Origin of the sequence: Aminobacter sp. HY435, from assembly GCF_027568395.1 — a bacterium.
In the GTDB taxonomy this organism is placed as follows: Bacteria; Pseudomonadota; Alphaproteobacteria; order Rhizobiales; family Rhizobiaceae; genus Aminobacter.
This window is the reverse complement of the sequence record NZ_JANKZL010000008.1, coordinates 222,985-244,699: the sequence shown is the minus strand read 5'-3', so window position 1 is coordinate 244,699 and position 21,715 is coordinate 222,985. Positions and strand designations below refer to the sequence as shown.

20 protein-coding genes are annotated in these 21,715 nt (G+C 64.0%); 7 read left to right on the top strand and 13 right to left on the bottom strand.

What is annotated here, in order from left to right; all coding sequences use genetic code 11:
* Positions 1 to 43 precede the first annotated feature (43 nt).
* From PCJ21_RS13940 to PCJ21_RS13925, 4 genes are all read right to left on the bottom strand, one after another.
* Positions 44 to 928, bottom strand: coding sequence for a F0F1 ATP synthase subunit gamma (locus PCJ21_RS13940; protein ID WP_269932011.1), 885 nt, complete (start codon positions 926 to 928; stop codon positions 44 to 46).
* A 16-nt stretch (positions 929 to 944) separates the two neighbouring features.
* Complete coding sequence (atpA, locus tag PCJ21_RS13935; protein WP_269932010.1) at positions 945 to 2,474, bottom strand: F0F1 ATP synthase subunit alpha; 1,530 nt, start codon at positions 2,472 to 2,474, stop codon at positions 945 to 947.
* Positions 2,474 to 3,034, bottom strand: coding sequence for a F0F1 ATP synthase subunit delta (locus PCJ21_RS13930; protein ID WP_269932009.1), 561 nt, complete (start codon positions 3,032 to 3,034; stop codon positions 2,474 to 2,476). Before PCJ21_RS13930 ends, atpA begins: the two co-directional genes overlap by 1 nt.
* Positions 3,035 to 3,269: 235 nt before the next feature.
* The gene (locus tag PCJ21_RS13925) at positions 3,270 to 3,665 is read right to left on the bottom strand and encodes an AGROH133_08824 family phage infection protein (protein ID WP_269932008.1); all 396 of its coding nucleotides are present in this window, start codon (positions 3,663 to 3,665) and stop codon (positions 3,270 to 3,272) included.
* A gap of 125 nt (positions 3,666 to 3,790) precedes the next feature.
* Here PCJ21_RS13925 and PCJ21_RS13920 point away from each other — a divergent pair, with 125 nt between their 5' ends.
* Positions 3,791 to 4,309 (top strand): SAM-dependent methyltransferase, encoded by a 519-nt coding sequence (locus PCJ21_RS13920; RefSeq protein WP_269932007.1) that lies wholly within the window; start codon positions 3,791 to 3,793, stop codon positions 4,307 to 4,309.
* A 1-nt stretch (position 4,310) separates the two neighbouring features.
* Here PCJ21_RS13920 and PCJ21_RS13915 read toward each other — a convergent pair whose 3' ends face one another.
* Positions 4,311 to 6,494 (bottom strand): primosomal protein N', encoded by a 2,184-nt coding sequence (locus PCJ21_RS13915; RefSeq protein ID WP_269932006.1) that lies wholly within the window; start codon positions 6,492 to 6,494, stop codon positions 4,311 to 4,313.
* A gap of 90 nt (positions 6,495 to 6,584) precedes the next feature.
* Between PCJ21_RS13915 and fsa the strand changes: the two genes are divergently transcribed.
* Positions 6,585 to 7,238, top strand: coding sequence for a fructose-6-phosphate aldolase (gene fsa, locus PCJ21_RS13910; protein ID WP_269932005.1), 654 nt, complete (start codon positions 6,585 to 6,587; stop codon positions 7,236 to 7,238).
* Between the two features lie 61 nt (positions 7,239 to 7,299).
* On the opposite strand, the gene PCJ21_RS13905 is transcribed toward fsa, so the two are convergent.
* Entirely contained in the window at positions 7,300 to 7,737 is a 438-nt protein-coding gene (locus PCJ21_RS13905) for an Lrp/AsnC family transcriptional regulator (RefSeq protein WP_269932004.1), read from the bottom strand.
* 130 nt (positions 7,738 to 7,867) lie between these two features.
* On the opposite strand from PCJ21_RS13905, the gene PCJ21_RS13900 reads away from it, so the two are divergent.
* Positions 7,868 to 8,749 carry a DMT family transporter gene (locus PCJ21_RS13900; RefSeq protein WP_269932003.1) on the top strand — a complete coding sequence of 294 codons (882 nt, stop codon included), beginning with the start codon at positions 7,868 to 7,870 and terminating at the stop codon, positions 8,747 to 8,749.
* Here the strand turns inward: PCJ21_RS13900 and PCJ21_RS13895 are convergent.
* From PCJ21_RS13895 to leuS, 3 genes are read right to left on the bottom strand one after another with little or no spacing between them, the layout of a single operon-like run.
* On the bottom strand, positions 8,746 to 9,876 hold the full coding sequence (locus tag PCJ21_RS13895; protein ID WP_269932002.1) for an AAA family ATPase: 1,131 nt from the start codon (positions 9,874 to 9,876) through the stop codon (positions 8,746 to 8,748). The two genes, PCJ21_RS13900 and PCJ21_RS13895, sit on opposite strands and share 4 nt — an antisense overlap.
* Positions 9,877 to 9,903: 27 nt before the next feature.
* Positions 9,904 to 10,467 (bottom strand): LPS assembly lipoprotein LptE, encoded by a 564-nt coding sequence (lptE, locus tag PCJ21_RS13890; protein ID WP_269932001.1) that lies wholly within the window; start codon positions 10,465 to 10,467, stop codon positions 9,904 to 9,906.
* A complete protein-coding gene (gene leuS, locus PCJ21_RS13885) occupies positions 10,454 to 13,072 on the bottom strand; it encodes a leucine--tRNA ligase (protein WP_269932000.1) in 2,619 nt (872 codons plus the stop codon). Before leuS ends, lptE begins: the two co-directional genes overlap by 14 nt.
* Positions 13,073 to 13,214: 142 nt before the next feature.
* Here leuS and PCJ21_RS13880 point away from each other — a divergent pair, with 142 nt between their 5' ends.
* From PCJ21_RS13880 to PCJ21_RS13870, 3 genes are all read left to right on the top strand, one after another.
* Complete coding sequence (locus tag PCJ21_RS13880; protein WP_269932054.1) at positions 13,215 to 13,877, top strand: YggS family pyridoxal phosphate-dependent enzyme; 663 nt, start codon at positions 13,215 to 13,217, stop codon at positions 13,875 to 13,877.
* 81 nt (positions 13,878 to 13,958) lie between these two features.
* The gene (locus PCJ21_RS13875; protein WP_269931999.1) at positions 13,959 to 14,213 is read left to right on the top strand and encodes a type II toxin-antitoxin system Phd/YefM family antitoxin; all 255 of its coding nucleotides are present in this window, start codon (positions 13,959 to 13,961) and stop codon (positions 14,211 to 14,213) included.
* A gap of 1 nt (position 14,214) precedes the next feature.
* Positions 14,215 to 14,616, top strand: a complete 402-nt coding sequence (locus PCJ21_RS13870; protein WP_269931998.1) for a type II toxin-antitoxin system VapC family toxin — start codon at positions 14,215 to 14,217, stop codon at positions 14,614 to 14,616.
* A 98-nt stretch (positions 14,617 to 14,714) separates the two neighbouring features.
* Here PCJ21_RS13870 and PCJ21_RS13865 read toward each other — a convergent pair whose 3' ends face one another.
* The 3 genes from PCJ21_RS13865 to PCJ21_RS13855 all read right to left on the bottom strand — a co-directional run bounded on the left by PCJ21_RS13865 (position 14,715) and on the right by PCJ21_RS13855 (position 17,539).
* On the bottom strand, positions 14,715 to 15,818 hold the full coding sequence (locus PCJ21_RS13865) for a branched-chain amino acid ABC transporter substrate-binding protein (protein WP_269931997.1): 1,104 nt from the start codon (positions 15,816 to 15,818) through the stop codon (positions 14,715 to 14,717).
* A gap of 224 nt (positions 15,819 to 16,042) precedes the next feature.
* Positions 16,043 to 17,170, bottom strand: coding sequence for a DUF2235 domain-containing protein (locus PCJ21_RS13860; RefSeq protein WP_269931996.1), 1,128 nt, complete (start codon positions 17,168 to 17,170; stop codon positions 16,043 to 16,045).
* A 96-nt stretch (positions 17,171 to 17,266) separates the two neighbouring features.
* The gene (locus PCJ21_RS13855; protein WP_269931995.1) at positions 17,267 to 17,539 is read right to left on the bottom strand and encodes an usg protein; all 273 of its coding nucleotides are present in this window, start codon (positions 17,537 to 17,539) and stop codon (positions 17,267 to 17,269) included.
* A gap of 311 nt (positions 17,540 to 17,850) precedes the next feature.
* Here PCJ21_RS13855 and acs point away from each other — a divergent pair, with 311 nt between their 5' ends.
* The gene (gene acs, locus PCJ21_RS13850; protein WP_269931994.1) at positions 17,851 to 19,806 is read left to right on the top strand and encodes an acetate--CoA ligase; all 1,956 of its coding nucleotides are present in this window, start codon (positions 17,851 to 17,853) and stop codon (positions 19,804 to 19,806) included.
* A gap of 326 nt (positions 19,807 to 20,132) precedes the next feature.
* On the opposite strand, the gene PCJ21_RS13845 is transcribed toward acs, so the two are convergent.
* Positions 20,133 to 21,509, bottom strand: a complete 1,377-nt coding sequence (locus PCJ21_RS13845) for a pilus assembly protein (RefSeq protein ID WP_269931993.1) — start codon at positions 21,507 to 21,509, stop codon at positions 20,133 to 20,135.
* Positions 21,510 to 21,715 lie beyond the last annotated feature (206 nt).

The following is a 21,715-nucleotide window of genomic DNA, read 5'->3' as shown; positions in this document are numbered from 1 at the left end:
CGTTGTTACACGCGAGCCCGCCTTGCGGCACGGCATCACGTGGCTAGAGCGCTTCGGCGCCCGAAATAATCTCGATCAGTTCCTTGGTGATCTGGGCCTGACGCTGGCGGTTGTACGTGATCGTCAGCTTGTTGATCATGTCACCGGCGTTGCGCGTGGCGTTGTCCATCGCGCTCATCTTGGCGCCCATTTCACCGGCAGCGTTCTCGAGCAGCGCACGGAAGACCTGCACCGAAATGTTGCGCGGAATGAGGTCGCCGAGGATTTCGCTTGGCTCAGGCTCATATTCGTAGATCGCGCCGCCCGCAGCCGAGGCGTCGCCGACAGCCGAAGGCGCCGCCGCCGGAATCAGCTGCAGCGCGGTCGGAACCTGGCTGATCACCGACTTGAACTCGGAGTAGAACAGCGTGCAGACGTCGAAGCCGCCCTCGTTGAAGAGCGTGATCACCTTCTTGGCGATCATGTCGGCATGGACGAAGCCAACCTGCTTGGCGTCGCGCAGCTCGACGCGATCGATGATCAGCGACGCGAAGTCACGACGCAGGATGTCGTAGCCCTTCTTGCCGACGGTGAGAATCTTCACCGTCTTGCCCTGCCCCTGCAGCTTGCGGACGTGATCGCGCGCCATGCGCGAGATCTGGCTGTTGAAGCCGCCGCAAAGACCGCGCTCGGCCGTGCAGACGACGAGCAGGTGCACGTCGTCCTTGCCGGTGCCGGTCATCAGCGCCGGAGCATCGCCGCCGTCGCTCACCGCCTGGGCGATGTTCGCGAGAACCGCACCCATGCGCTGCGAGTAGGGACGCGCGGCTTCCGCAGCTTCCTGGGCGCGACGCAGCTTCGCCGCGGCGACCATCTGCATCGCCTTGGTGATTTTCTGCGTCGCCTTGACCGAGGCGATGCGGTTGCGGAGGTCTTTTAGCGAGGCCATGCCTTATCCGTCAGTGTCAGGCGAAGTTTTTCGCGAACGCGTCGATGTGACCCTTGAGCTTGCCGCGGAGGTCGTCGCTGAGCGCCTTCTCCGTACGGATGCCGTCGAGGACGTCCTTGCCTTCGGAGCGCATGTAGGCCAGCAGCCCCTGCTCGAACTTGCCGACCTGATTGAGGGCCAGCTTGTCGAGGTAGCCGTTGACGCCGGCGAAGATCACCGTGACCTGCTCTTCGGTCTTCAGCGGCGAGAACTGCGGCTGCTTGAGCAGCTCGGTCAGGCGCGCGCCGCGGTTGAGCAGACGCTGCGTCGCGGCGTCGAGGTCGGAACCGAACTGCGCGAAGGCAGCCATTTCGCGGTACTGCGCGAGCTCGCCCTTGATCGAGCCTGCAACCTGCTTCATCGCCTTGATCTGAGCCGACGAGCCGACGCGCGACACCGACAGACCGACGTTCACGGCAGGACGGATGCCCTGGAAGAACAGGTTGGTCTCAAGGAAGATCTGACCGTCGGTGATCGAGATCACGTTGGTCGGGATGTAGGCCGAGACGTCGTTGGCCTGCGTTTCGATGACCGGCAGGGCGGTCAGCGAACCGGCGCCGTTTTCGTCGTTCAGCTTGGCCGAACGCTCGAGCAGACGCGAATGCAGGTAGAAGACGTCGCCCGGGTAGGCTTCGCGGCCCGGCGGGCGGCGCAGCAGCAGCGACATCTGACGGTAGGCGACGGCCTGCTTGGACAGATCGTCATAGGCGATCAGGGCATGCTTGCCGTTGTCGCGGAAATATTCGCCCATGGCGCAGCCGGCGAACGGGGCCAGGAACTGCATGGGGGCCGGATCGGACGCGGTTGCCGCGATGATGATCGAGTATTCGAGCGCGCCGCGCTCTTCGAGCACCTTGACGAACTGCGCGACGGTCGAGCGCTTCTGGCCGACGGCGACGTAGACGCAGTACAGCTTTTCCTTCTCCGGACCAGCGACGTGGATCGCTTTCTGGTTCAGGATGGTGTCGAGGATGATGGCGGTCTTGCCGGTCTGGCGGTCGCCGATGACCAGCTCGCGCTGGCCGCGGCCAACCGGGATCAGGGCGTCGATGGCCTTGAGGCCGGTCGACATCGGCTCGTGCACCGACTTGCGGGGGATGATGCCGGGCGCCTTGACGTCGACGCGACGACGTTCCTTGGCCTTGATCGGACCCTTGCCGTCGATCGGGTTGCCGAGCGCGTCGACGACGCGGCCGAGCAGCTCCGGACCAACAGGGACGTCGACGATCGCGCCGGTGCGCTTGACGGTGTCGCCCTCCTTGATGTCACGGTCCGCGCCGAAGATGACGACGCCGACGTTGTCGCTTTCAAGATTCAGCGCCATGCCGCGGATGCCGCCAGGGAACTCGACCATTTCGCCCGCCTGGACGTTGTCGAGACCATAAACGCGAGCGATACCATCGCCCACCGACAGAACCTGACCAACTTCGGAGACTTCGGCTTCCTTGCCGAAATTCTTGATCTGGTCTTTCAGAATTGCGGAAATTTCCGCGGCGCGGATGTCCATCAGCCGACCTCTTTCAGTGCAAGCTTGAGCGAATTGAGTTTGGTTTTGAGCGACGTATCGATCTGGCGCGAGCCCATCTTGACGATCAGGCCGCCAAGCAGCGAAGGATCGACGGTGACGGTGATCGCCACATCCTTGCCGGCGACGCTCTTCAGCGCCGTCTTGAGCTCGGTCTGCTGCGCCGCCGTCAGCTCGTGCGCCGACGTCACGTCAGCGGCAACTTCGCCGCGATGCGCGGCCGAGATCTGGCGGAACGCCGCGATCATGCCCGGCAGGGCGAACAAGCGACGATTCTGCGCGACCAGACGAAGGAAATTGCCGGCAAGACCGGTAATTTTCGCCTTGTCGGCGATCGCCGCAATGGCTTTTTCCTGCTCGTCGCCCGAAAAGACCGGGCTCTTGATCAGGCGATCGAGATCAGCGCTGCCATCGAGGAGCGCGGCGAAACGACCGAGGTCGGCTTCTACCTTTGCAACGGTACCTGCTTCGAGCGCGAGTTCGAACAACGAACCCGCATAGCGCTCAGCAACACCGGAGATTGGCGAGGAAGATTGGGTCACGGACCGTCTTTTCTCTTATCTGACAGGCCGCAAGATTCTTGGAGCGAGTGTTGACCCAGCTAAATCTTTGACCTTACTGCGTTTTTTGACCCCGGAGCTCGCGGCAGCCGCATCCCCCCGGCCGAAAGTCGATTGCCGTCTAGCACAGGCTTTTGAGGACCGCAACACGTCCTCTAACAGCTGTATTGGCACTATTGTCGCATCCCGCCGGTCGGAGGCCCTGCCGGGGACCGATTCACGGCCAGAAGCCGAAAACAAACCCAAGGGGTAGGGCCGCCAACGTCAGTTCGATAACGATGGCTACCCAGTTGTATGGGGTGTTGGCGCCGTCGGACATCATGGCGACGACGCGGCCAAAGGCTGTGAACAGCCAGGACACCCCGAGCGCCATGTAGAGCCAGGGCTGGTCGAGCAGAAGCGCGCACAGGCCGAGGCCGAGGAAGAAGCCGGCCATCGTCGCCCTGCCTTGGGCGATCGCCTCGGGATTGTCGGCGCGCGCCTGCAGCCTGAGCAGGCGGAATGCGATCCTCGGGGCAAAGAAAAGGAGCGCGCCGAACAACAACGTGACGGCCGCGGAGCTCCACGCCAGCCATTCGCCCTGGCTGGTCGGCCACGGAAATGCGAATTCCATATTTCCCCCTCCGGCTAGGCCGTGAATCCGTGGCGATCATAGCGGACGGTGTGCCAAGCGCCAGAGCGCAACTGGCGGGAACGGCTGGAGCAGGTATGCTGTGCCGCGGAGCACTGGAGCGGACCATGGCCATACCGGAGCGCATAGTCTGGGCAATCGACCACCTCGCCGTTCGGCCAGGCGACCGGCTTCTGGAAATCGGTTGCGGGCGAGGAGTCGCCGTGGCCGGGATCACGCCGCTGCTGATAGACGGTCACATCACCGGGCTGGATCGGTCGGACAGCGCCATCAGCGCCGCCGAGGAGAGAAACCGCGCGGCAATCGCCGCCGGCAAGGCTGCCCTTGTGCAGGGCGCTTTCGCCGATTGGAAGCGTGCGGGCAGCGCCTTCGACAAGGTCTTTGCCATCAACGTCAACCTGTTCTGGCTCGAGGCCATGCGCGAGCTCGCCGTGCTCAAGCCGCTGCTTGCCCCCGGCGGCAGACTGTTCCTGTTTTTCGAACCGCCCACCGCCGGCCAGGTCGAAACCATCAGGCGCGCGGTCGAGGTCAGGCTGAAGGCCGCCGGCTACGTCGTCGAAGAGGTGATGACCGGCCCGGCTCCGAGCCCGCCACTTGTGGGCATCGTCGCACGGCCTGCGGGCTGAACTACAGGAAACTCTGCGGGTCGATGTCAACCTGCACGCGCACCGAGCCGCGCACCTTCGGCCCGGCGGCGAGCATCGCCTTGATGTAGCCCTGGATGTCGGCCTTGCGGTCGGCCTGTACCAGCAGGCGGAAACGATGGCGGCCGCCGACCAGCGCCAGCGGCGCCTCGGCCGGGCCGAGCACATGAACGTCCTGGGCGACATGTGCCGCACGCCGCAGCCCCCGTGCATGGCTCTCCGCCTCGGGCCGCGTCGCCGCGCTGACGATGATGCCGGCCAGCCGGCCGAAGGGCGGCAGCGCCGAGCGCTCACGTTCGGCGATCTCGCGCTCGTAGAACGCCTCCGAATCGCCGGAGACGATCGCCCGCATGACCGGGTGGTCGGGCTGGAAGGTCTGCAGCAGGCCAAGGCTCTTCTTGCCGGTGCGGCCGGCACGGCCTGTCACCTGCGACAGCAGCTGGTAGGTTCGTTCGGCAGCGCGCGGATCGCCATTGGCGAGGCCGAGATCGGCATCGACCACGCCGACCAGCGTCATGTTGGGAAAGTTGTGCCCCTTGGCGACAAGCTGGGTGCCGATGACGATATCGGCCTCGCCATTGGCGATGGCCTCCAGCTCCAGCCTCAGGCGCTTCACCCCGCCGAGCATGTCCGACGACAGGACGATGGTCCGCGCTTCGGGAAAATGATGGACCACCTCCTCGGCGATGCGCTCGACACCGGGGCCGCAGGCGACCAGATGATCGAAGGTGCCGCATTCCGGGCATGCCTCGGGGCGCTTTTCGTTGTGGCCGCAATGGTGGCAGACGAGCTGGCCGCGAAAGCGGTGCTCGACCAGCCAGGCCGAGCACACCGGGCAGCCGAAGCGATGGCCGCAGACCCGGCACAGCGTCAGCGGCGCGTAGCCGCGCCGGTTGAGAAACAGCAGCGACTGTTCCTTGCGCTCCAGCGTCTCGCGCATCTTGCCGAGCAGCACCGGCGACAGGAAGCCGCCGCGCGCCGGTGGCGAGCGCCGCATGTCGATAGTCGCGAGCTTGGGCAGCGCGGCTTCGGCAAATCGCGCCGACAGCACGGCGCGCGCATACTTGCCCTGCTCGGCATTGACGCGGCTTTCAACCGACGGCGTCGCCGAGGCCAGCACCACCGGGAAGGCGCCGATATGGCCGCGCACCACCGCCATGTCGCGGGCGTTGTAGTAGACGCGGTCCTCCTGCTTGTAGGCAGGGTCGTGCTCCTCGTCGACGACGATCAGGCCAAGGTTGTTGAACGGCAGAAACAGCGCCGAACGGGCGCCGGCGACCACGCGGACGCCCCCCTCCGCCACTTGGCGCCAGACGCGCTCGCGCATGCGCGGCGGCAGGTCGGAATGCCATTCGGCCGGCTTGGAGCCGAAGCGATTCTGAAAGCGCTCGAGGAAGGCCTGGGTCAAAGCGATCTCGGGCAGCAGGATCAGCACCTGCCTGCCCTTGTCGAGCGCAGCGGCGACCGCCTCGAAATAGACTTCCGTCTTGCCCGAGCCGGTGACGCCGTCGATCAGCGTGACGCCGAACTTGTCGGCCGCCACCTGAGCGCGCAGGCCTGCCGCGACGGCTTCCTGGTCGGTCGTCAGCTCGGCGGTGGCGTAGGACGCATCTGGCTCGGCCACCACCGGGCGCGGCGGGATCATCACCGTGTCGAACACGCCCTGCGCCCTGAGCCCGTCGATGACGGTCGAGGAAACGCCGACGGCATGGGCAAGGCCCGAGCGCGTCCAGGCCATGCCGTCATTGGCCATCTCGAGCACCCGGCTGCGCGCCGCCGTCATCCGGTCCGGTTCGCCGTCGCCGCGCTTGATGCCTTCCGTCCAGGGTTCGGGGTCGAACGCTTCCGGTGCGCGCAGGATCATCCGCGCCACCATGCCGGGCGGCGAGAGCGTGTATTGCGCCACCCAGTCGACCAGCCGCCGCATCTGGTCGGTGACCGGCGGACAATCGAAGACATGGGCGATCGGCCTGAGCTTTTTCGGGTCGACTGTTTCCACCGGCCCGTCCCAGACGATGCCGGCCACTTCGCGCGGGCCGAGCGGCACGCGCACGATCGAACCGGGCACCACCTGCATGCCATCGGGGACGGCATAGGAGTAGGCGCGCTCGGCCGGCATCGGCACCAGCACGGGGGCAGCCCTGGTTCTTGGCGAATCGGCGGTCATGACGCGTGACCTTGCCCCGAACTTGGTTTAGAGCAAAGGCCGACCAGTTCAGTGCCCCGGCGGCACAACGCCACGACCAAGGAGACTCCCATGAAGTTTTTCGTCGACACCGCCGACGTCCAGGAAATCCGCGAGCTCAACGAGCTCGGCCTTCTTGACGGCGTCACCACCAACCCGTCGCTGATCCTCAAGTCCGGCCGCAACATCGCCGAAGTGACCAAGGAAATCTGCGACATCGTCGAAGGCCCGGTCTCCGCCGAAGTGGCAGCCACCGAATATGCCGAGATGATGAAGGAAGCTGCGGTTCTGTCGAAGATCGCCGACAACATCTGCATCAAGGTGCCGCTGACGCTCGACGGCCTCAAGGCCTGCCGCGCGCTGACCTCGGAAGGCCGCATGGTCAATGTCACGCTGTGCTTCTCCGCCAATCAGGCCCTGCTCGCCGCCAAGGCCGGCGCCACCTTCATCTCGCCCTTCATCGGCCGGCTCGACGACATGGCCGTCGACGGCATGGAACTGATCGCCGAGATCCGGCATATCTATGACAACTACGGCTTCGACACCGAGATCCTCGCGGCCTCGATCCGCTCGACCGAACACGTCAAGCGCGCCGCCCTGATCGGCGCCGACGTCGCCACCATCCCGCCGGCAACGCTGAAGGCGCTGGTCAAGCACCCGCTGACCGACAAGGGCCTCGAGATGTTCCTGGCCGACTGGGCCAAGACCGGCCAGAAGATCGGCTGATCTTTCACCGCAAGACCATCAAGGCCGGCGTCACCAGCGCCGGCTTTTTTGTATCCACGTCTCAGAGCAGCGGCGGCAGCCGCCGCTTCACCGGTTGCGCCTTGACGATCGAGCTGCTGGTTTCCGCCTTGTCGGCGATGCGGTCGAGGATCGTATCGAGTTCGCCGATCGAACGGATGTGCAGCCGTCCGACGAAGCAATCGTCGCCCGTAACCTTGTCGCATTCGGAGAATTGCGGGATCTGCTGGATCAGGTCCTGCACGACATGCAGCTTGCCCGGCAGCGGCCGGATGCGGACGATGGCCTGGAGCGTGTAGCCAAGCGCTGCCGGATCCACCTCGATGGTGAAGCCACGGATGACCCCGCGCTCCTCCAGCCGCTTCAGTCTCTCCGAAGCGCTCGGCGACGACAGGCCGACCCGCTGTGCCAAATCCTTCAGTGAAATCCTGGCGTCCTCGACCAGGATTTCGACGATGCGCCTGTCCAGATCGTCGAGCATTTCCACTCCTGAGCCTCTCCTGAGGATGCACCTTACTTTGTTAGGTTCAATCCGACAATCTCCTTCACCAACGCATGGAAATACCCATTCCGCCTGCGCAAGAATGCGATCGAACATCGAGGACAGGACCATGACGGAAAAAACGCGCGGCACCATCGAGATGACCACTGCCATGGCGATATCGGGAACCATCGGCGTGTTCGTCGTCCTCTCCGGCCAGCCTGTCCTGTCGGTCGTGTTCTGGCGCTGCGCCTTTGGCGCGCTGACGCTTTTGGCCATCTGCACCGCGCTCGGCCTGCTCCGCGCCGAGGCCATCGGGCGTCGACAGACTGCCTGGGCCGCTTTGGGCGGCATCGCCATCGTCGCCAACTGGCTGCTGCTGTTTGCCGCCTTTCCGCGCGCCTCGATCTCGATCGCCACCGCCGTCTACAACACCCAGCCCTTCATGCTGGTGGCGCTGGGGGCGATGTTTTTCGGCGAGCGGCTGACGCCGACCAAGCTCGGCTGGCTGGCAGTTGCCTTTGCCGGCATGCTGATGATCGTGCAGGCCAAATCCGGGACAGGCACCGACTATTTCACCGGCATCCTCATGGCGCTCGGAGCCGCCTTCTTCTACGCCATCGCGGCGATCGTCGCGAAAAGGCTCAAGGGCGTTCCGCCGCACCTGATCGCGCTCGTGCAGGTCGCGGTCGGCGTCATCATGCTTGCGCCCTTCGCCGACTTCACGGCACTGCCGGCCGACGCCGCGACCTGGGCGCTGCTCGTCGCCATCGGCGTCGTCCACACCGGTCTGATGTACATACTGCTCTATGGCGCGATCCAGAAGCTGCCGACCAATCTCGTCGGCGCGCTGTCCTTCATCTACCCGGTGGTCGCGATCCTGGCCGACTTCGTGGTCTTCGGCCATCGCCTGCAGCCGCTGCAGATGATCGGGGCGGCGGCCATCCTGGTTGCCGCCGCGGGAATGACACTCGGCTGGTCGCTCACCAGGCAGCGGCCGGCGCGCGCCTAGTCATCCTCCGGCATCACGCCGGTCGCGCGCATGCCTTCGATCGTCGTGGCACCATCGATGCGCAGCAGCGTCAGCGCTCTTGCGCCGGTGCGCTCTCGCACCAGCTCGGCCAGTTCGCGCGAATGCGTGACCACCCAGACCTGCGTCCGTTCGGCCGCCGCGGCGATCATGTCGGCGAGCGCCGGCAGCATGCGCACATGCAGGCTCGCTTCCGGCTCATTGAGCGCGACCAGCCTGGGCAAGCGATAAGACATCAGCGCGCCGGCCAGCGCCAGGAAGCGGATCTGTCCGTCCGACAATTCCTGGGGACGAAATACCCGTTGCGGGAACTCGGGCAGCGCCAGACCAAAGGTCGCTGTTTCCGCGGGCACAGGCACATCGAGCACGGCCCCGCCGAGTGCATCGCCGATCATGCGGTCAAGATCGACGGTGTCGCCGCGGATGTGGCGTAGCGTGGCGAACACGGCGGCCAGGTTGGCGCCATCCTCGTCCAGCATCGGCGCGGTGGTCGCCAGCGCCGGCCGCCGCACCAACGAATCGGCGTCGGTTCGGAAGCCATGATAAAAGCGCCAGCCGGCCACCGCTGCACGCAGATCGCCGACTTCCGGATAGCGGCCAGCGCCGCCGAGAAGCGACAGCGCCGTTTCCGAATTCAGGATACGATCGGGGTATTCGACGCGCCTGCCGTCGCCATCGCGGGCGAACACCGCCTGGCCCTTGCGCGTCATCATTTCGACGGGCCGCCGTCCGGCCTCGACGCTCAGCGTCTCTTCCTTGACATGCGGTTCGAACGCAAAGCCGGCCGAAACCGGCGGAGGCAGCCCGATTTCGACCCGGTAGCCATATTCGACTGCCGTTTCGTCGTCGACGAACCGGGCGTCGATGATGACGCGAACCGGCTGTCCGGTACGGCGCTTGCCCGACCACAGGACCGAGCTCATGCCGCCCTCGCCCGCGATCTCGCGGGCAAGCGTGCCGTCAGCCGATGCCTTGATCAGCTGAAGGGCTCGATAGAGGTTGGATTTGCCGACGCCGTTTTCGCCGGCGAAGACGCTGACCTGGCCGATGTCGAGCCGGATCGCGCGCAACGACCGGTAGCCGGCGGTGGAAAAGTACGTCAGGCGCATCGACAGGACCTGCCCATGCGCGCTGCCTCAGCCCTTGGAGATGTCCTGCGCGATGGCCAGCCTGAGCAGGTCGGCGAGCTCGCGCGCCGCGCGGTTTTCGGCGTCGCGCTCGGCGCGAAGCCGGGCGAACTCCTGGCGCGGACGGTCATAGGACGACGAGATGCTGCGCTTGCCCGCCGTGATGTTCTTGCCGGTCTTGATGTCGGTGATGACGTAGGTCGCGGTCAGCGTCATCGTGCCGGCCGTCGGCTCGTCGTCGACACTTGTCACCTGGGCCAGCAGCGTCGCCTCATTGGAACGATTGACCTTGAGGTTCATGACGTAGGGTGCCGCCGCCTGCTGCCCTGCTCCGCTGTTGAACAGGAAGATCAGGTGGTTGCGCACTTCCTGCGCATAGCGCGTGTCGACCGGCTTGATGTTGATCGCTGCCAGCTGCGCCGCCGTGCCGGATTCGATACCGGCGCCGGCAGGCCCGTCCGAATAGAGCGGACGGACAGTACAGGCCGAGACCAGTGCAACGGCGCCAAGCAAGGCCAGTCCGGCAGCAAAACGCAATGTATCCGCAGACTTCCGCGCCTTAGGCAACGACATTGACGATCCTCTGCGGCACAACAATCACCTTGCGCGGGCTCTTGCCATCCAGCGCCTTCTGCACTGCTTCCAGCGCCAGCGCCGCTTTTTCGACGGTCAATTGATCTGCGTCGCGGGCAATTGTCAAATCCGCGCGCTTCTTGCCGTTGATCTGCACCGGGTAGGTGATTTCATTGTCGACGATCAGCGCCGGATCGAATTTCGGCCATGGCCTGTCGGCGACCATTCCCTGACCACTGATCGCCACCCAGCACTCTTCCGCAAGGTGCGGCATCATCGGCGCGATCATCACGATCAGGATGTCGACCGCCTCGCGCAGCGCCGAAACCATGTCGGCGGACGCCTTGCCGGCGGCCGCGTCGGCCAGAGGGGCCTGCAGCGTATTGCTGAGTTCGTAGATGCGCGCAACAGCCTTGTTGAAGGCGAGCTTGCCGATGTCTTCGCCAACGGCCTTCAGCGCCTTGTGCGCGGCCTTTGAAACCGCAGCGGCATCGCCGTCGTGCGCTGCCTTCGGTTCGGCCTTGGCCAGCAGGTCAGCCGATTCGGAGATCAGGCGCCAGACACGCTGCACGAAGCGGTGCGCGCCTTCGACGCCGGCTTCCGTCCAGATGACGTCGCGCTCGGGCGGCGAATCCGACAGCATGAACCAGCGCGCCGTGTCGGCGCCGTAGCTGGCGATGATGTCGTCGGGGTCGACCACGTTCTTCTTCGACTTCGACATCTTCTCGATCGAGCCGATCTCGATGGGCGTACCGTCAGAGAGCAGCGAAGCGCGGCGCTTGCCATCGACGTCCTCGATCTTGATCTCGACGGGCGTCACCCAGCCGTTCGGACCCTTGTAGGTCTCGTGCACGACCATGCCTTGCGTGAAAAGGCCCTTGAACGGCTCGGCGATGTTCAGGTGGCCGGCTTCGCGCATCGCCCGGGTGAAGAAGCGCGAATAGAGCAGGTGCAGGATCGCGTGCTCGATGCCGCCGATATACTGGTCGACCGGCAGCCATTCGTTGGCAGCCTTCGGATCGGTCGGCTCGTTCTCCCACGGAGCGGTGAAGCGCGCGAAATACCACGACGAATCGACGAACGTGTCCATCGTGTCGGTTTCGCGGCGCGCCGCCTTGCCGCATTTCGGGCAATTGACGTGGCGCCAGGTCGGATGACGGTCGAGCGGATTGCCCGGACGGTCGAACTCGACATCATCGGGCAGCCTGACCGGCAGGTCGGCCTTCCGCACCGCCACCACGCCGCAATCGTCGCAGTGGATCATGGGGATCGGGCAGCCCCAGTAGCGCTGGCGCGAAATGCCCCAGTCGCGAAGACGGAACTGTACCTTGCGCTCGCCCATCGGCCGGTTGCCGATCGAGATCTGCTCAAGGCGATTGGCGACGTCGTTGAACGCATCCTTCGGCTTCATGCCGTCGAGGAAGCGCGAATTGATCATCACGCCGTCGTCGGTAAAGGCCTCCTCGGTGACCTGGAAGGTCGCGGCATCGCCGCCTTCCGGCATCACCACCGGCACCACCGGCAGGCCATACTTGTTGGCGAAGTCGAGATCGCGCTGGTCGCCCGACGGGCAGCCGAAGATGGCGCCCGTGCCATAATCCATCAGCACGAAATTCGCGACATAGACCGGCAGGGTCCAGCTCGGGTCGAACGGATGAACGACGCGGATGCCGGTGTCCATTCCCTTCTTCTCGGCGGTCTCGAGCGCGGCCACCGACGTGCCCATGCGGCGCACGTCTTCCATGAAAGCGGCGAGCTCGGGCTTGTTTTCGGCAGCCTTCTTGGCCAGCGGATGATCGGCCGAGATCGCCATGAACGAGGCGCCGAAGATGGTGTCCGGACGCGTCGTGTAGATTTCCAGCTCGCTGTCGCCCGATGGTGCGGTGCCGGCAGCCAGCGGCCAGCGGATCAGCAGCCCTTCCGAGCGGCCGATCCAGTTGCGCTGCATCAGCTTGACCTTCTCTGGCCACTCGTCGAGTCCGTCCAGCGCATCCGACAGGTCCTGCGCAAAATCGGTGATCTTGAAGAACCACTGCGTCAGCTCGCGCTGTTCGACCAGCGCACCCGAGCGCCAGCCGCGCCCGTCGATGACCTGCTCGTTGGCAAGCACGGTCATGTCCTCGGGGTCCCAGTTGACCTTCGACGACTTGCGCGTCACCAGGCCCTTCTCGACGAAGTCGATGAACAGCATCTGCTGGCGGTGGTAGTAGTCGACGTCGCACGTCGCGAACTCGCGGCTCCAGTCCAGCGACAGGCCCATCGACTTCAGCTGCGTGCGCATGGTGGCGATGTTCTGGTAGGTCCATTCCTTGGGATGGACCTTGTTTTGCATCGCGGCGTTTTCGGCCGGCATGCCGAACGCGTCCCAGCCCATCGGGTGCAGAACGTTGCAGCCGAGCGCGCGGCGATAGCGCGCCACGACGTCGCCCATCGTGTAGTTGCGGACGTGACCCATATGGATACGTCCCGAAGGATAGGGGAACATCTCCAGCACGTAGTACTTCGGCCGCGGATCGTCGTTCTCAGTTTCGAAGAGCTTTGCCTCGGCCCAGGCCTTCTGCCATTTGGGTTCGGACGCGCGCGGATTGTATCGTTCGGTTGCCATCGGATGTTTTTCACTTAAAAGCGTGCATGGACCGGGGCGAAAACCCGCGGTTCAGGAAATCGTTGCCGGGTGTTCATCATGGATTCCCGGACCCGTCAACTCCGGCGTGCCGGAGCCGGGCAAAATGCAGCAGGGCCATGGTATGGAAAGTTCGCTCGAACAGCTAGCGCTGGTGAAGCAGAAGATAGGTGCCGCCGAGCAGGAAACCAACAGGCCGGTCGGGGCCGTGACGCTGGTCGCCGTTTCGAAAACCTTCGACGCCGAGCACATCCGGCCTGTGATCGAGGCCGGCCAGCGTGTCTTCGGCGAAAACCGCGTCCAGGAAGCACAGGGCAAGTGGCCTCAGTTGAAGGCCGAGTTTCCGGACATCGAACTCCACCTCATCGGCCCGCTGCAGTCCAACAAGGCCAAGGAAGCGGTTGCGCTGTTCGACGTCATCGAGACGGTCGACCGCGACAAGATCGCCGCCGAGCTCGCCAGGGAAATCGAACGCCAGGGCCGCGCCACGAGGCTCTATGTGCAGGTCAACACCGGTTCGGAAGAGCAGAAGGCAGGCATCGGACCGCGCGAAGCCGTCGCCTTCGTCAAGCATTGCCGCGAGATCCACGGCCTCGCCATCGAGGGCCTGATGTGCATTCCCCCGGTCGATGAAAACCCCGGGCCGCACTTCGCCCTGCTGGCGAAACTGGCGCGCGAGGCCGGCGTCGAAAAGCTCTCGATGGGCATGTCCGGCGACTATGAACTTGCGGTCGCCTTCGGCGCCACCAGCGTCCGCGTCGGCTCGGCGATTTTCGGCAGCCGCTAGAGGTGCCGTCACCACAGCACAGTTGAGTGGAACGTCGTTCTCCACTATATTCTGGCTAGCCAAGCTAGCCAGGTGACGACGATGAACTGGCATCTGCAGGACGCCAAGAACAATTTTTCCAAGCTGGTCCAGCGCGCCCGGAAGGAAGGGCCGCAGACGGTCACCGTGCGCGGTGAACCGGCGGTTGTCGTGCTCTCAGCCGAACAATACGAGAAGCTGGTGGGCAAACGGAAAACGCTTGCAGAATACCTACTGTCCGGTCCCGTTTGGGATGAAGAGTTTGCGGCAGAGGTCGAGCGCCGCCCGGACTCGATGATCCGCGATATCGAGTTATGATATGTATCTACTTGATACAAACATTGTCTCCGACGTCCAAAGACGCCTGCCCAAACCCACGGATTGGCTTGCCTCCATCGACGCGTATTCGGTCAACTTGAGCGTAATCACCATCGGCGAAATCGAACGTGGCATCGTCAAGCGACGGCAGCAGGACGCCGAGCGGGCGAAGCCGTTGGAGCTTTGGTTGCACGAACTGCGTCATGAAAACGCGGATCGAATTCTCCCGATAACAGAAGAAATCGCGCTGGCTTGGGGCCGGTTGACTGCTGGCCGGACAAGAGGCAGTGCCGATACACTCATTGCCGCCACATCGCTGGTTCACGATCTGGTTCTTGTGACGCGAAACGTGGCCGATTTCGAAGGCATCGGCCTTCCACTGCTGAACCCCTGGACGCTGTAAGCGTGCAGTCCCTGTCCGAGGGTGGTCCAATTATTCACAGGCGCAAGCAAAAAGAGCCGGAGCCTTCGCCCCGGCCCTTTCGAAAGGTTTCGCCTGGCCTACTCGGCCGCGACGATCTTGCCGCCTTCCCACTTGAACAGCGAGAAGCTCGGCGAAGTCAGGTCGCCGCTCTCGCCATAGGTCAGGTTGCCGATGGCGGTTGCGATCGGCTCGCCCGACTTCAGCGCCGCGGCAACCGCTGCGGTGTCGTCGGCCTTGCCGGCCTTCTCGATGCCGGCCTTGAGCACTTCCACCGCGGCATAGGCGTTGAGCGTGAAGGCTTCCGGCGGAATGCCCTTGCCCTCGAGGATCTTCACCGCATCGGCGGATGCCGGGTTCTTCAGCGCGTCGGACGCGTTGGTGAACAGCGTGCCGGCAGCTGCCTCGTTGCCGATTGCCCAGAACTCGGTGTTCGACAGGCCTTCGCCGCCGATGATCACGGCGTTGACGCCGCCATCCTTCAGCTGGCGCGCCAGAAGGCCGCCCTCGGGGTGATAGCCGCCGAAGTAGATCACATCGACATTGTCGGCCTTCAGGCGCGTGATCAGGGCCGAGAGGTCCTTCTCGCCCGGGGTCAGCGAATTCCGCTGCACTTCCTGCAGGCCGCCGGCGTTGATCGCCGCCTTGAAGGCGTCGGCCAGGCCCTTGCCGTATGTGCCCTTGTCGTCGATCACCGCGACGCGCTTGTCCTTCATGTTCTTGAGCACATAGGCAGCGGCCACTTCGGCCTGCTGGTCGTCGCGGCCGCAGGTGCGCAGCACGTTGGTCAGGCCGCGGGTGGTGAGGTCCGGCGCGGTCGCGGTCGGCGTCACCATCAGGATGCCGTTTTCGGCAAACACGTCCGAAGCCGGGATCGCAACGCCCGACGTGACCGGGCCAACGACATACTGCACGCTCTCGCCGACCAGCAGATTGGCCGCCGAAACGCCCTGCTTGGGATCGCCCGCGTCGTCGGCGAGCTTCAGGATGATCTTCTCACCAAGGATGCCGCCCTTTTCGTTGATGGCGTCGACGGCCGCCTGGGCGCCGTTCTTGACCTGGGCGCCATAAGCCGCCACCGGGCCGGTGAGCGGAGCGACGAGGCCGATGGTGATGTCGGCGTGCGCCGCCGAAACGAACGCGATCGACGCGGCGAGCGTTACCGCAAAGGACTTCAAGTTCATGGCATTTCTCCTCTAACCCGCCACCCATAAGGGTCCGGCGGAAGCTTCAGAGCGCGGCGCGTCACACCGACGCAAATGCGCTCGACCACTTTGAAACGGGCACCGTCCCTCCGACAGGTTGATCGACGATGCGCTACAGCGGCAATACCCCTCCAGCGCCCGGCGGGCAATCGCCCCAGGCATCGCCGCCCGGTATTTGATTTGTGCCAGACCCGGCGCAGGGGTCAAAAATAGCGCCGCACGCGCGGATGCCGGCTCAGCGGCAGCGGCCGGTAGGACGGCCTGTACCGGTCAAAGCGCTGCTCTATGTCGGCGCAAAGCCGGTCGACATCGATCGACGCGCCCTTGATCGCGCGCAGCCCGGGCAGCCAGAACACGCCGAGCCCGGTCCGCTCGTCATGCGCCTCGCCAAGCACCTTGCCTTCCGGATCGATGGCGATAGGAAAATCGAGGCCGGACAGGCTGCGCAACCGCTCGATCATCCAGCCAAGGCTCAGCTTGGCGAGGTTGTCGTCATCGGCATAGCCGCCACCGACGTCGGAATGAACTCCCGGAAACCAGCATTGCTCGATGACCTGGCCTGACACCCGTGCATCGGCATCGGGCTCCTCCCATGGCACCAGCGCAAACGCCTTTCGGTTCTCGTCCACCGACAGTGCGTGCAGCCCGACCGGCACGCGCACCGACAGCTCGTTGTCGTGGAACTCGTGGCGATAAGGGTTCGCCACGTTCATGATCCCCGGCAGCCCAAGCGCGCGAACGGTGTCGAACACGCCGACGACATCGGGCATGACGCGCGCCGCGCCATGTCTGGCAGTGAAGTCCGCACCCGCCTTCTGGCGCTCGGGCTTGTCCTTGATCTTGTAGGCCTTGACCGCCTCCTCGGCGATGACCCGCCGCCGCTTCGCACCTGCCCCGGCCTTGTCTTGCGAGATGGGCGCGCCCTTGTCCGTCACGGCAATGCCGCAGGTCGACAGCACGCCGCCGAGGCAGCGCACGGTATACGCGCCACGGCTGAAACCGAAGAAGCCGATCCTCATGCCCGGCTGCCATTCGAGCATCAGGGCTTCGTAGCAATCGACGATGTTGGCGGTGATACCCCAGCCGGTCGCCTTGCTCCACAAATTGCGCAGCGTTCGCGTCCAGTCCCACTCGCCTTCTTCCGGCGCACCGAGGCCGGGGTCGTAGAACGCCCTGATGCCCGGCCGCCCGTCGATGGCCGCATACATCTGGAACACGTTGGTGTTCTTGAACAGCTGGTCGCCGACCTGCTCGACCTCGTCGGCGCGCACCCCGCGCTGGCCGGTTCCGTCGGAAAAGATCAAAACCCAGGCGTCATTGGCCGCAGGCATGGTCGCTTCTCGCCAAGGAAATCCCCGCCCGCAGCCTACACCAACGACGCGCACACGCCATGCCCGGCCCGCTGCCATGGCGCGTAGGGTTAACCGTTAGTGGACCAGGAACTCGCCGTCGACCTTGCGCCACTCATTGGGAGCGATCAGCTTGCGGTGAGTATAATGCACCGAATGCAGCGGGCCCTCGAGCTTGGCCCGCCAGAACGCGATGAAGCCGAACAGGATCGGGAACTTCGGCGCGATATCGTAGTCCTGCCAGATGAATGTCTGCAGCACATGCGGATGGTCGGGCATGTGGTAGAGTATCTCTGCCGTGGTCAGGCCGTAGCCCTTGAGCATCAGTTCCAGTTCAGAAGCATCGCGCATCGCAAGCCTTCCGTGTCGAACGGTCCTCCACATCGAGATTCTGCGCCTCGATCGTTAACCGTCTCATAAAACAACGGCGCGCGACCCTCATAAGTTCCAAGATATCAGCGCTTTAGCAGCCGCTGGGCGTGACTGCTGATCGCCAGATGGCGGCGTCGATTTGCCGCTACGGAATGACGTGAAGCAAATCCAATGTCTAATATTGTGGCGCGGCCTGAATTGATAATAATGCCCGCGAACGTGCGGCCCCAAGGTCGCCATTCGGCGCCAGTGAGGAGCCGCCGGATCGTTTCCGGGAGGAAGGGAAAGAAATGTCCGAAGTCCGTGTCCACCGCGTCCAGCCGGCGTGGAAGAAGAATGCGCTCATCGACAACGACACCTACCTGAAATGGTATGGCGAGAGCGTCAAGAACCCAGACAAGTTCTGGGGCAAGCACGGCAAGCGCATCGACTGGTTCAAGCCCTACACCAAGGTCAAGAACACCTCCTTCGACGGCAAGGTGTCGATCAAGTGGTACGAGGACGGACTGACCAACGTCTCTTACAACTGCATCGACCGCCACCTGAAGAAGCGCGGCAACCAGACCGCCATCATCTGGGAAGGCGACAACCCCTACGACGACAAGAAGATCACCTATAACGAGCTCTACGAGCACGTCTGCCGCCTCGCCAATGTGATGAAGAAGCACGGCGTCAAGAAGGGCGACCGCGTCACCATCTACATGCCGATGATTCCGGAAGCTGCCTATGCGATGCTCGCCTGCACCCGCATCGGCGCGATCCATTCGATCGTCTTCGGCGGCTTCTCGCCCGACGCGCTGGCCGGCCGCATCGTCGACTGCGAATCGACCTTCGTGATCACCGCCGACGAAGGTCTGCGCGGCGGCAAGGCGATACCGCTCAAGGAAAACACCGACAAGGCGATCGACATCGCCGCCAAGCATCATGTCATGGTCAAGGACGTGCTGGTGGTGCGCCGCACCGGCGGCAAGATCGGCTGGGCGCCGGGCCGCGACCACTGGTACCACGACGAGGTCCGCTCGGTGAAAGCCGAATGCAAGCCCGAGAAGATGAAGGCGGAAGACCCGCTGTTCATCCTCTACACCTCAGGTTCGACCGGCAAGCCGAAGGGCGTGCTGCACACCACCGGCGGCTATCTCGTCTACGCCTCGATGACCCACCAGTATGTCTTCGACTACCATGACGGCGACATCTACTGGTGCACGGCCGATGTCGGCTGGGTCACCGGCCACAGCTACATCGTCTACGGACCGCTCGCCAATGGCGCGACCACGCTGATGTTCGAGGGCGTGCCGAACTATCCGTCCGCCTCGCGCTTTTGGGACGTCGTCGACAAGCACAAGGTCAACATCTTCTACACCGCCCCCACCGCCATCCGCGCCCTGATGGGCGCCGGTGACGACCATGTGAACAAGACCTCGCGCAAGAGCCTGCGCGTTCTGGGTTCGGTCGGCGAGCCGATCAATCCGGAGGCCTGGGAGTGGTACTACAACGTCGTCGGCGAGAAGAAGGTGCCGATCGTCGACACCTGGTGGCAGACCGAGACCGGCGGCATCCTGATCACCCCCCTGCCCGGCGCGACCGACCTCAAGCCGGGTTCGGCGACGCGGCCGTTCTTCGGCGTGGTTCCCGAGCTGGTCGACAACGAAGGCAAGCTGCTTGAGGGCGCTGCCGACGGCAATCTCTGCATCGCGGAATCCTGGCCGGGCCAGATGCGCACGGTCTATGGCGACCACGAGCGCTTCATCCAGACCTATTTCTCGACCTACAAGGGCAAGTACTTCACCGGCGACGGCTGCCGCCGCGATGCCGATGGCTACTACTGGATCACCGGCCGCGTCGACGACGTCATCAACGTGTCGGGCCACCGCATGGGCACGGCGGAAGTCGAGTCGGCGCTGGTCAGCCACGACAAGGTCTCGGAGGCCGCCGTCGTCGGCTACCCGCACGACATCAAGGGCCAGGGCATCTACAGCTACGTCACGCTGATGGCCGGCGTCGAGGCAACCGAAGACCTGCGCAAGGAACTCGTCGCCCACGTCCGCAAGGAGATCGGCGCCATCGCCTCGCCCGACAAGATCCAGTTCTCGCCGGGCCTGCCCAAGACGCGCTCGGGCAAGATCATGCGCCGCATCCTGCGCAAGATCGCGGAGGACGATTTTGGCGCGCTCGGCGACACCTCGACGCTTGCCGATCCGGCCGTCGTCGACGATCTCGTCGCCAACCGCCAGAACAAGCGCGGCTGAGCCATTTCATCCCCCGCACACCGGAGCGGGGGATGATCCGCCTGAAACATGGATCTGGGCTGTGCTTTCCAGGCACTTGCACAACCGGCGAAAACACACCACCTTGTCATTCGTGTTCAACGAACTGAAAGGAGGTGATCCGATGTCGAGTGATTTCGTTATCCTGAACGTGGCCTCAGCGGATTGCCCTTTCGGGAAGCAGTCTTCCCGTTAAGGCGCGAGATGCGCGGCAGGTGATCTAGGTCACTGCCACTGAGCCGCGCCATGGACGGAAACACGGAAAGGCCGCTCCTTCGCAAGAAGGGCGGCCTTTTTGGTTTGGTCGCTCACATTGTCAGGTAGAGGATCTCGGTGCTTTCGATGATCGAGCGATACGCGGCATCAAGCTCTGGACCCGTCGATGCCTCGTAGTAATGCTTGATGGATGACCTGTCGGGCGACGAGCAATTCTTGAGCACGGCCTTGGCCTGCTCTCGTTCAGTCTTCGACATGCCCGCATCGTTCAGGTCGAAACCGATGGCGAAAATCTCGATGCCGTTGTCCTTCATGGACTTGCACAGTCCTTCCGCATGACGCCGGGAGGCGGCGCCATCGGATGTGGTCCCGGCGAAAGCCTTGTTGAACTGTCCGTCGGTCATGAGGATAGCCACCTTGACAACCTTGCTGGGATCCATGTCCGCCGGCCCGTCACCCAGCTTGGCCTCCTTGATGGCAGCGCGCCACTTTTCAGACAGCATGTAGTAGGCCCACTGGACGCCGATGGCTCCGGCGGTGACGCCCCTTGCGGAAAATTTTTCGATCGCCTTGCCGAGCTTGCCGGCATCCGAGGTAAGCGGCACCACACTGGCCACCGGGCAGCTTCCGACGCGATCGTCCCGGTTGATCTTGGCGGGATAGATCCGGCCGTCCGGCGCCACCCGTTTCGTCGCCGGGCCATCGTCGGTGTAATCCGCCTCCAGGTTCGGGGTCTTGCGTTCGCTTGCGCAATTGTCCGTCTGCCTGCCCGTGTTGTTCGAGATTTCCCTGGGCGTCGCATCGTCAGGCAGCGGCAGGTCACGCCCGCCTGACTTTTCAACGAAGACCGTCTTTTCAGCGAGCACGCCGACATTCACGGACTCGGCGTACGGCACCAACGCCACGCGCGTACGCGGATTTTCGAGCAATCGGTCCACCGCGTTCTTCGCCGCTGCCCTGAGATCCTTGATCTTTTGTCCCTCCATCGAGCCGGTGACGTCGAGCATCATCGCCACCTCGATGTCCTTGTCCGAATAGAGCGAAGCGGTGGTCGCCGTGACACGCTGGCGGTCGGCGGTGCCGAAAAGCGGGAAGAACACGTTGACGTCGATATGGGCGGTCGCCTCGACGGTGCCGGCAAGCCGATCGACCGTCACCTTGCCCAGCACCACCTTCTCGCCCGGCGCGAGCAGGCTCGTGGCGTTTGCTTCAAGGAAGGCTCTCACGACATTGTCTGCATCTTTGGTGCTGATGACGCCGGTGGTGAGATCGCGGGCGGTAGAAATGACCGCCGCGTCGACAGCGTTGGAAAGGCCGGACTTGACGTTGTGGAGCTGCGCGATGTTGACGCCGAAGCCAGCAGCAAGCGCGACCGCCGAAGCCGTGAGCCCGCCCAGGATGGCGAAGTTGCCACGACGGTCCGCTACAAGCCGCCTTGCCGCCGCCGCCAGCTTCTCAAGTTCCCGCATTCGATCCCCCGCCGCCAATATGCCTTTGGCAGGGGCATTGCAGGAATTCGGCCATTGAAGGCAGGCCAGCGACAGGCTGGCCCGTATTTGCTTCAACCTGTTGATCTTAATAGATAACCGTCGGCTTCTTGGTAAACAAAAGCTGAACGACGGGGAAAAACGGGCGATACGTTAACGGTTCAGTTACCCTGCCCGACCCTGCGTCT

Bases quoted from the DNA above. Each gene is read 5' to 3' on its own strand.
- fsa (WP_269932005.1), top strand. From the start codon at position 6,585: ATGAAGTTTTTCGTCGACACCGCCGACGTCCAGGAAATCCGCGAGCTC.
- acs (WP_269931994.1), top strand. From the start codon at position 17,851: ATGTCCGAAGTCCGTGTCCACCGCGTCCAGCCGGCGTGGAAGAAGAAT.
- PCJ21_RS13895 (WP_269932002.1), bottom strand. From the start codon at position 9,876: ATGCGCCTGACGTACTTTTCCACCGCCGGCTACCGGTCGTTGCGCGCG.
- lptE (WP_269932001.1), bottom strand. From the start codon at position 10,467: ATGTCGTTGCCTAAGGCGCGGAAGTCTGCGGATACATTGCGTTTTGCT.
- PCJ21_RS13925 (WP_269932008.1), bottom strand. From the start codon at position 3,665: ATGGAATTCGCATTTCCGTGGCCGACCAGCCAGGGCGAATGGCTGGCG.
- PCJ21_RS13845 (WP_269931993.1), bottom strand. From the start codon at position 21,509: ATGCGGGAACTTGAGAAGCTGGCGGCGGCGGCAAGGCGGCTTGTAGCG.
- leuS (WP_269932000.1), bottom strand. From the start codon at position 13,072: ATGGCAACCGAACGATACAATCCGCGCGCGTCCGAACCCAAATGGCAG.
- PCJ21_RS13865 (WP_269931997.1), bottom strand. From the start codon at position 15,818: ATGAACTTGAAGTCCTTTGCGGTAACGCTCGCCGCGTCGATCGCGTTC.
- PCJ21_RS13915 (WP_269932006.1), bottom strand. From the start codon at position 6,494: ATGACCGCCGATTCGCCAAGAACCAGGGCTGCCCCCGTGCTGGTGCCG.
- PCJ21_RS13860 (WP_269931996.1), bottom strand. From the start codon at position 17,170: ATGCCTGCGGCCAATGACGCCTGGGTTTTGATCTTTTCCGACGGAACC.
- PCJ21_RS13880 (WP_269932054.1), top strand. From the start codon at position 13,215: ATGGAAAGTTCGCTCGAACAGCTAGCGCTGGTGAAGCAGAAGATAGGT.
- PCJ21_RS13855 (WP_269931995.1), bottom strand. From the start codon at position 17,539: ATGCGCGATGCTTCTGAACTGGAACTGATGCTCAAGGGCTACGGCCTG.
- PCJ21_RS13940 (WP_269932011.1), bottom strand. From the start codon at position 928: ATGGCCTCGCTAAAAGACCTCCGCAACCGCATCGCCTCGGTCAAGGCG.
- PCJ21_RS13920 (WP_269932007.1), top strand. From the start codon at position 3,791: ATGGCCATACCGGAGCGCATAGTCTGGGCAATCGACCACCTCGCCGTT.
- atpA (WP_269932010.1), bottom strand. From the start codon at position 2,474: ATGGACATCCGCGCCGCGGAAATTTCCGCAATTCTGAAAGACCAGATC.
- PCJ21_RS13905 (WP_269932004.1), bottom strand. From the start codon at position 7,737: ATGCTCGACGATCTGGACAGGCGCATCGTCGAAATCCTGGTCGAGGAC.
- PCJ21_RS13875 (WP_269931999.1), top strand. From the start codon at position 13,959: ATGAACTGGCATCTGCAGGACGCCAAGAACAATTTTTCCAAGCTGGTC.
- PCJ21_RS13900 (WP_269932003.1), top strand. From the start codon at position 7,868: ATGACGGAAAAAACGCGCGGCACCATCGAGATGACCACTGCCATGGCG.
- PCJ21_RS13870 (WP_269931998.1), top strand. From the start codon at position 14,215: ATGTATCTACTTGATACAAACATTGTCTCCGACGTCCAAAGACGCCTG.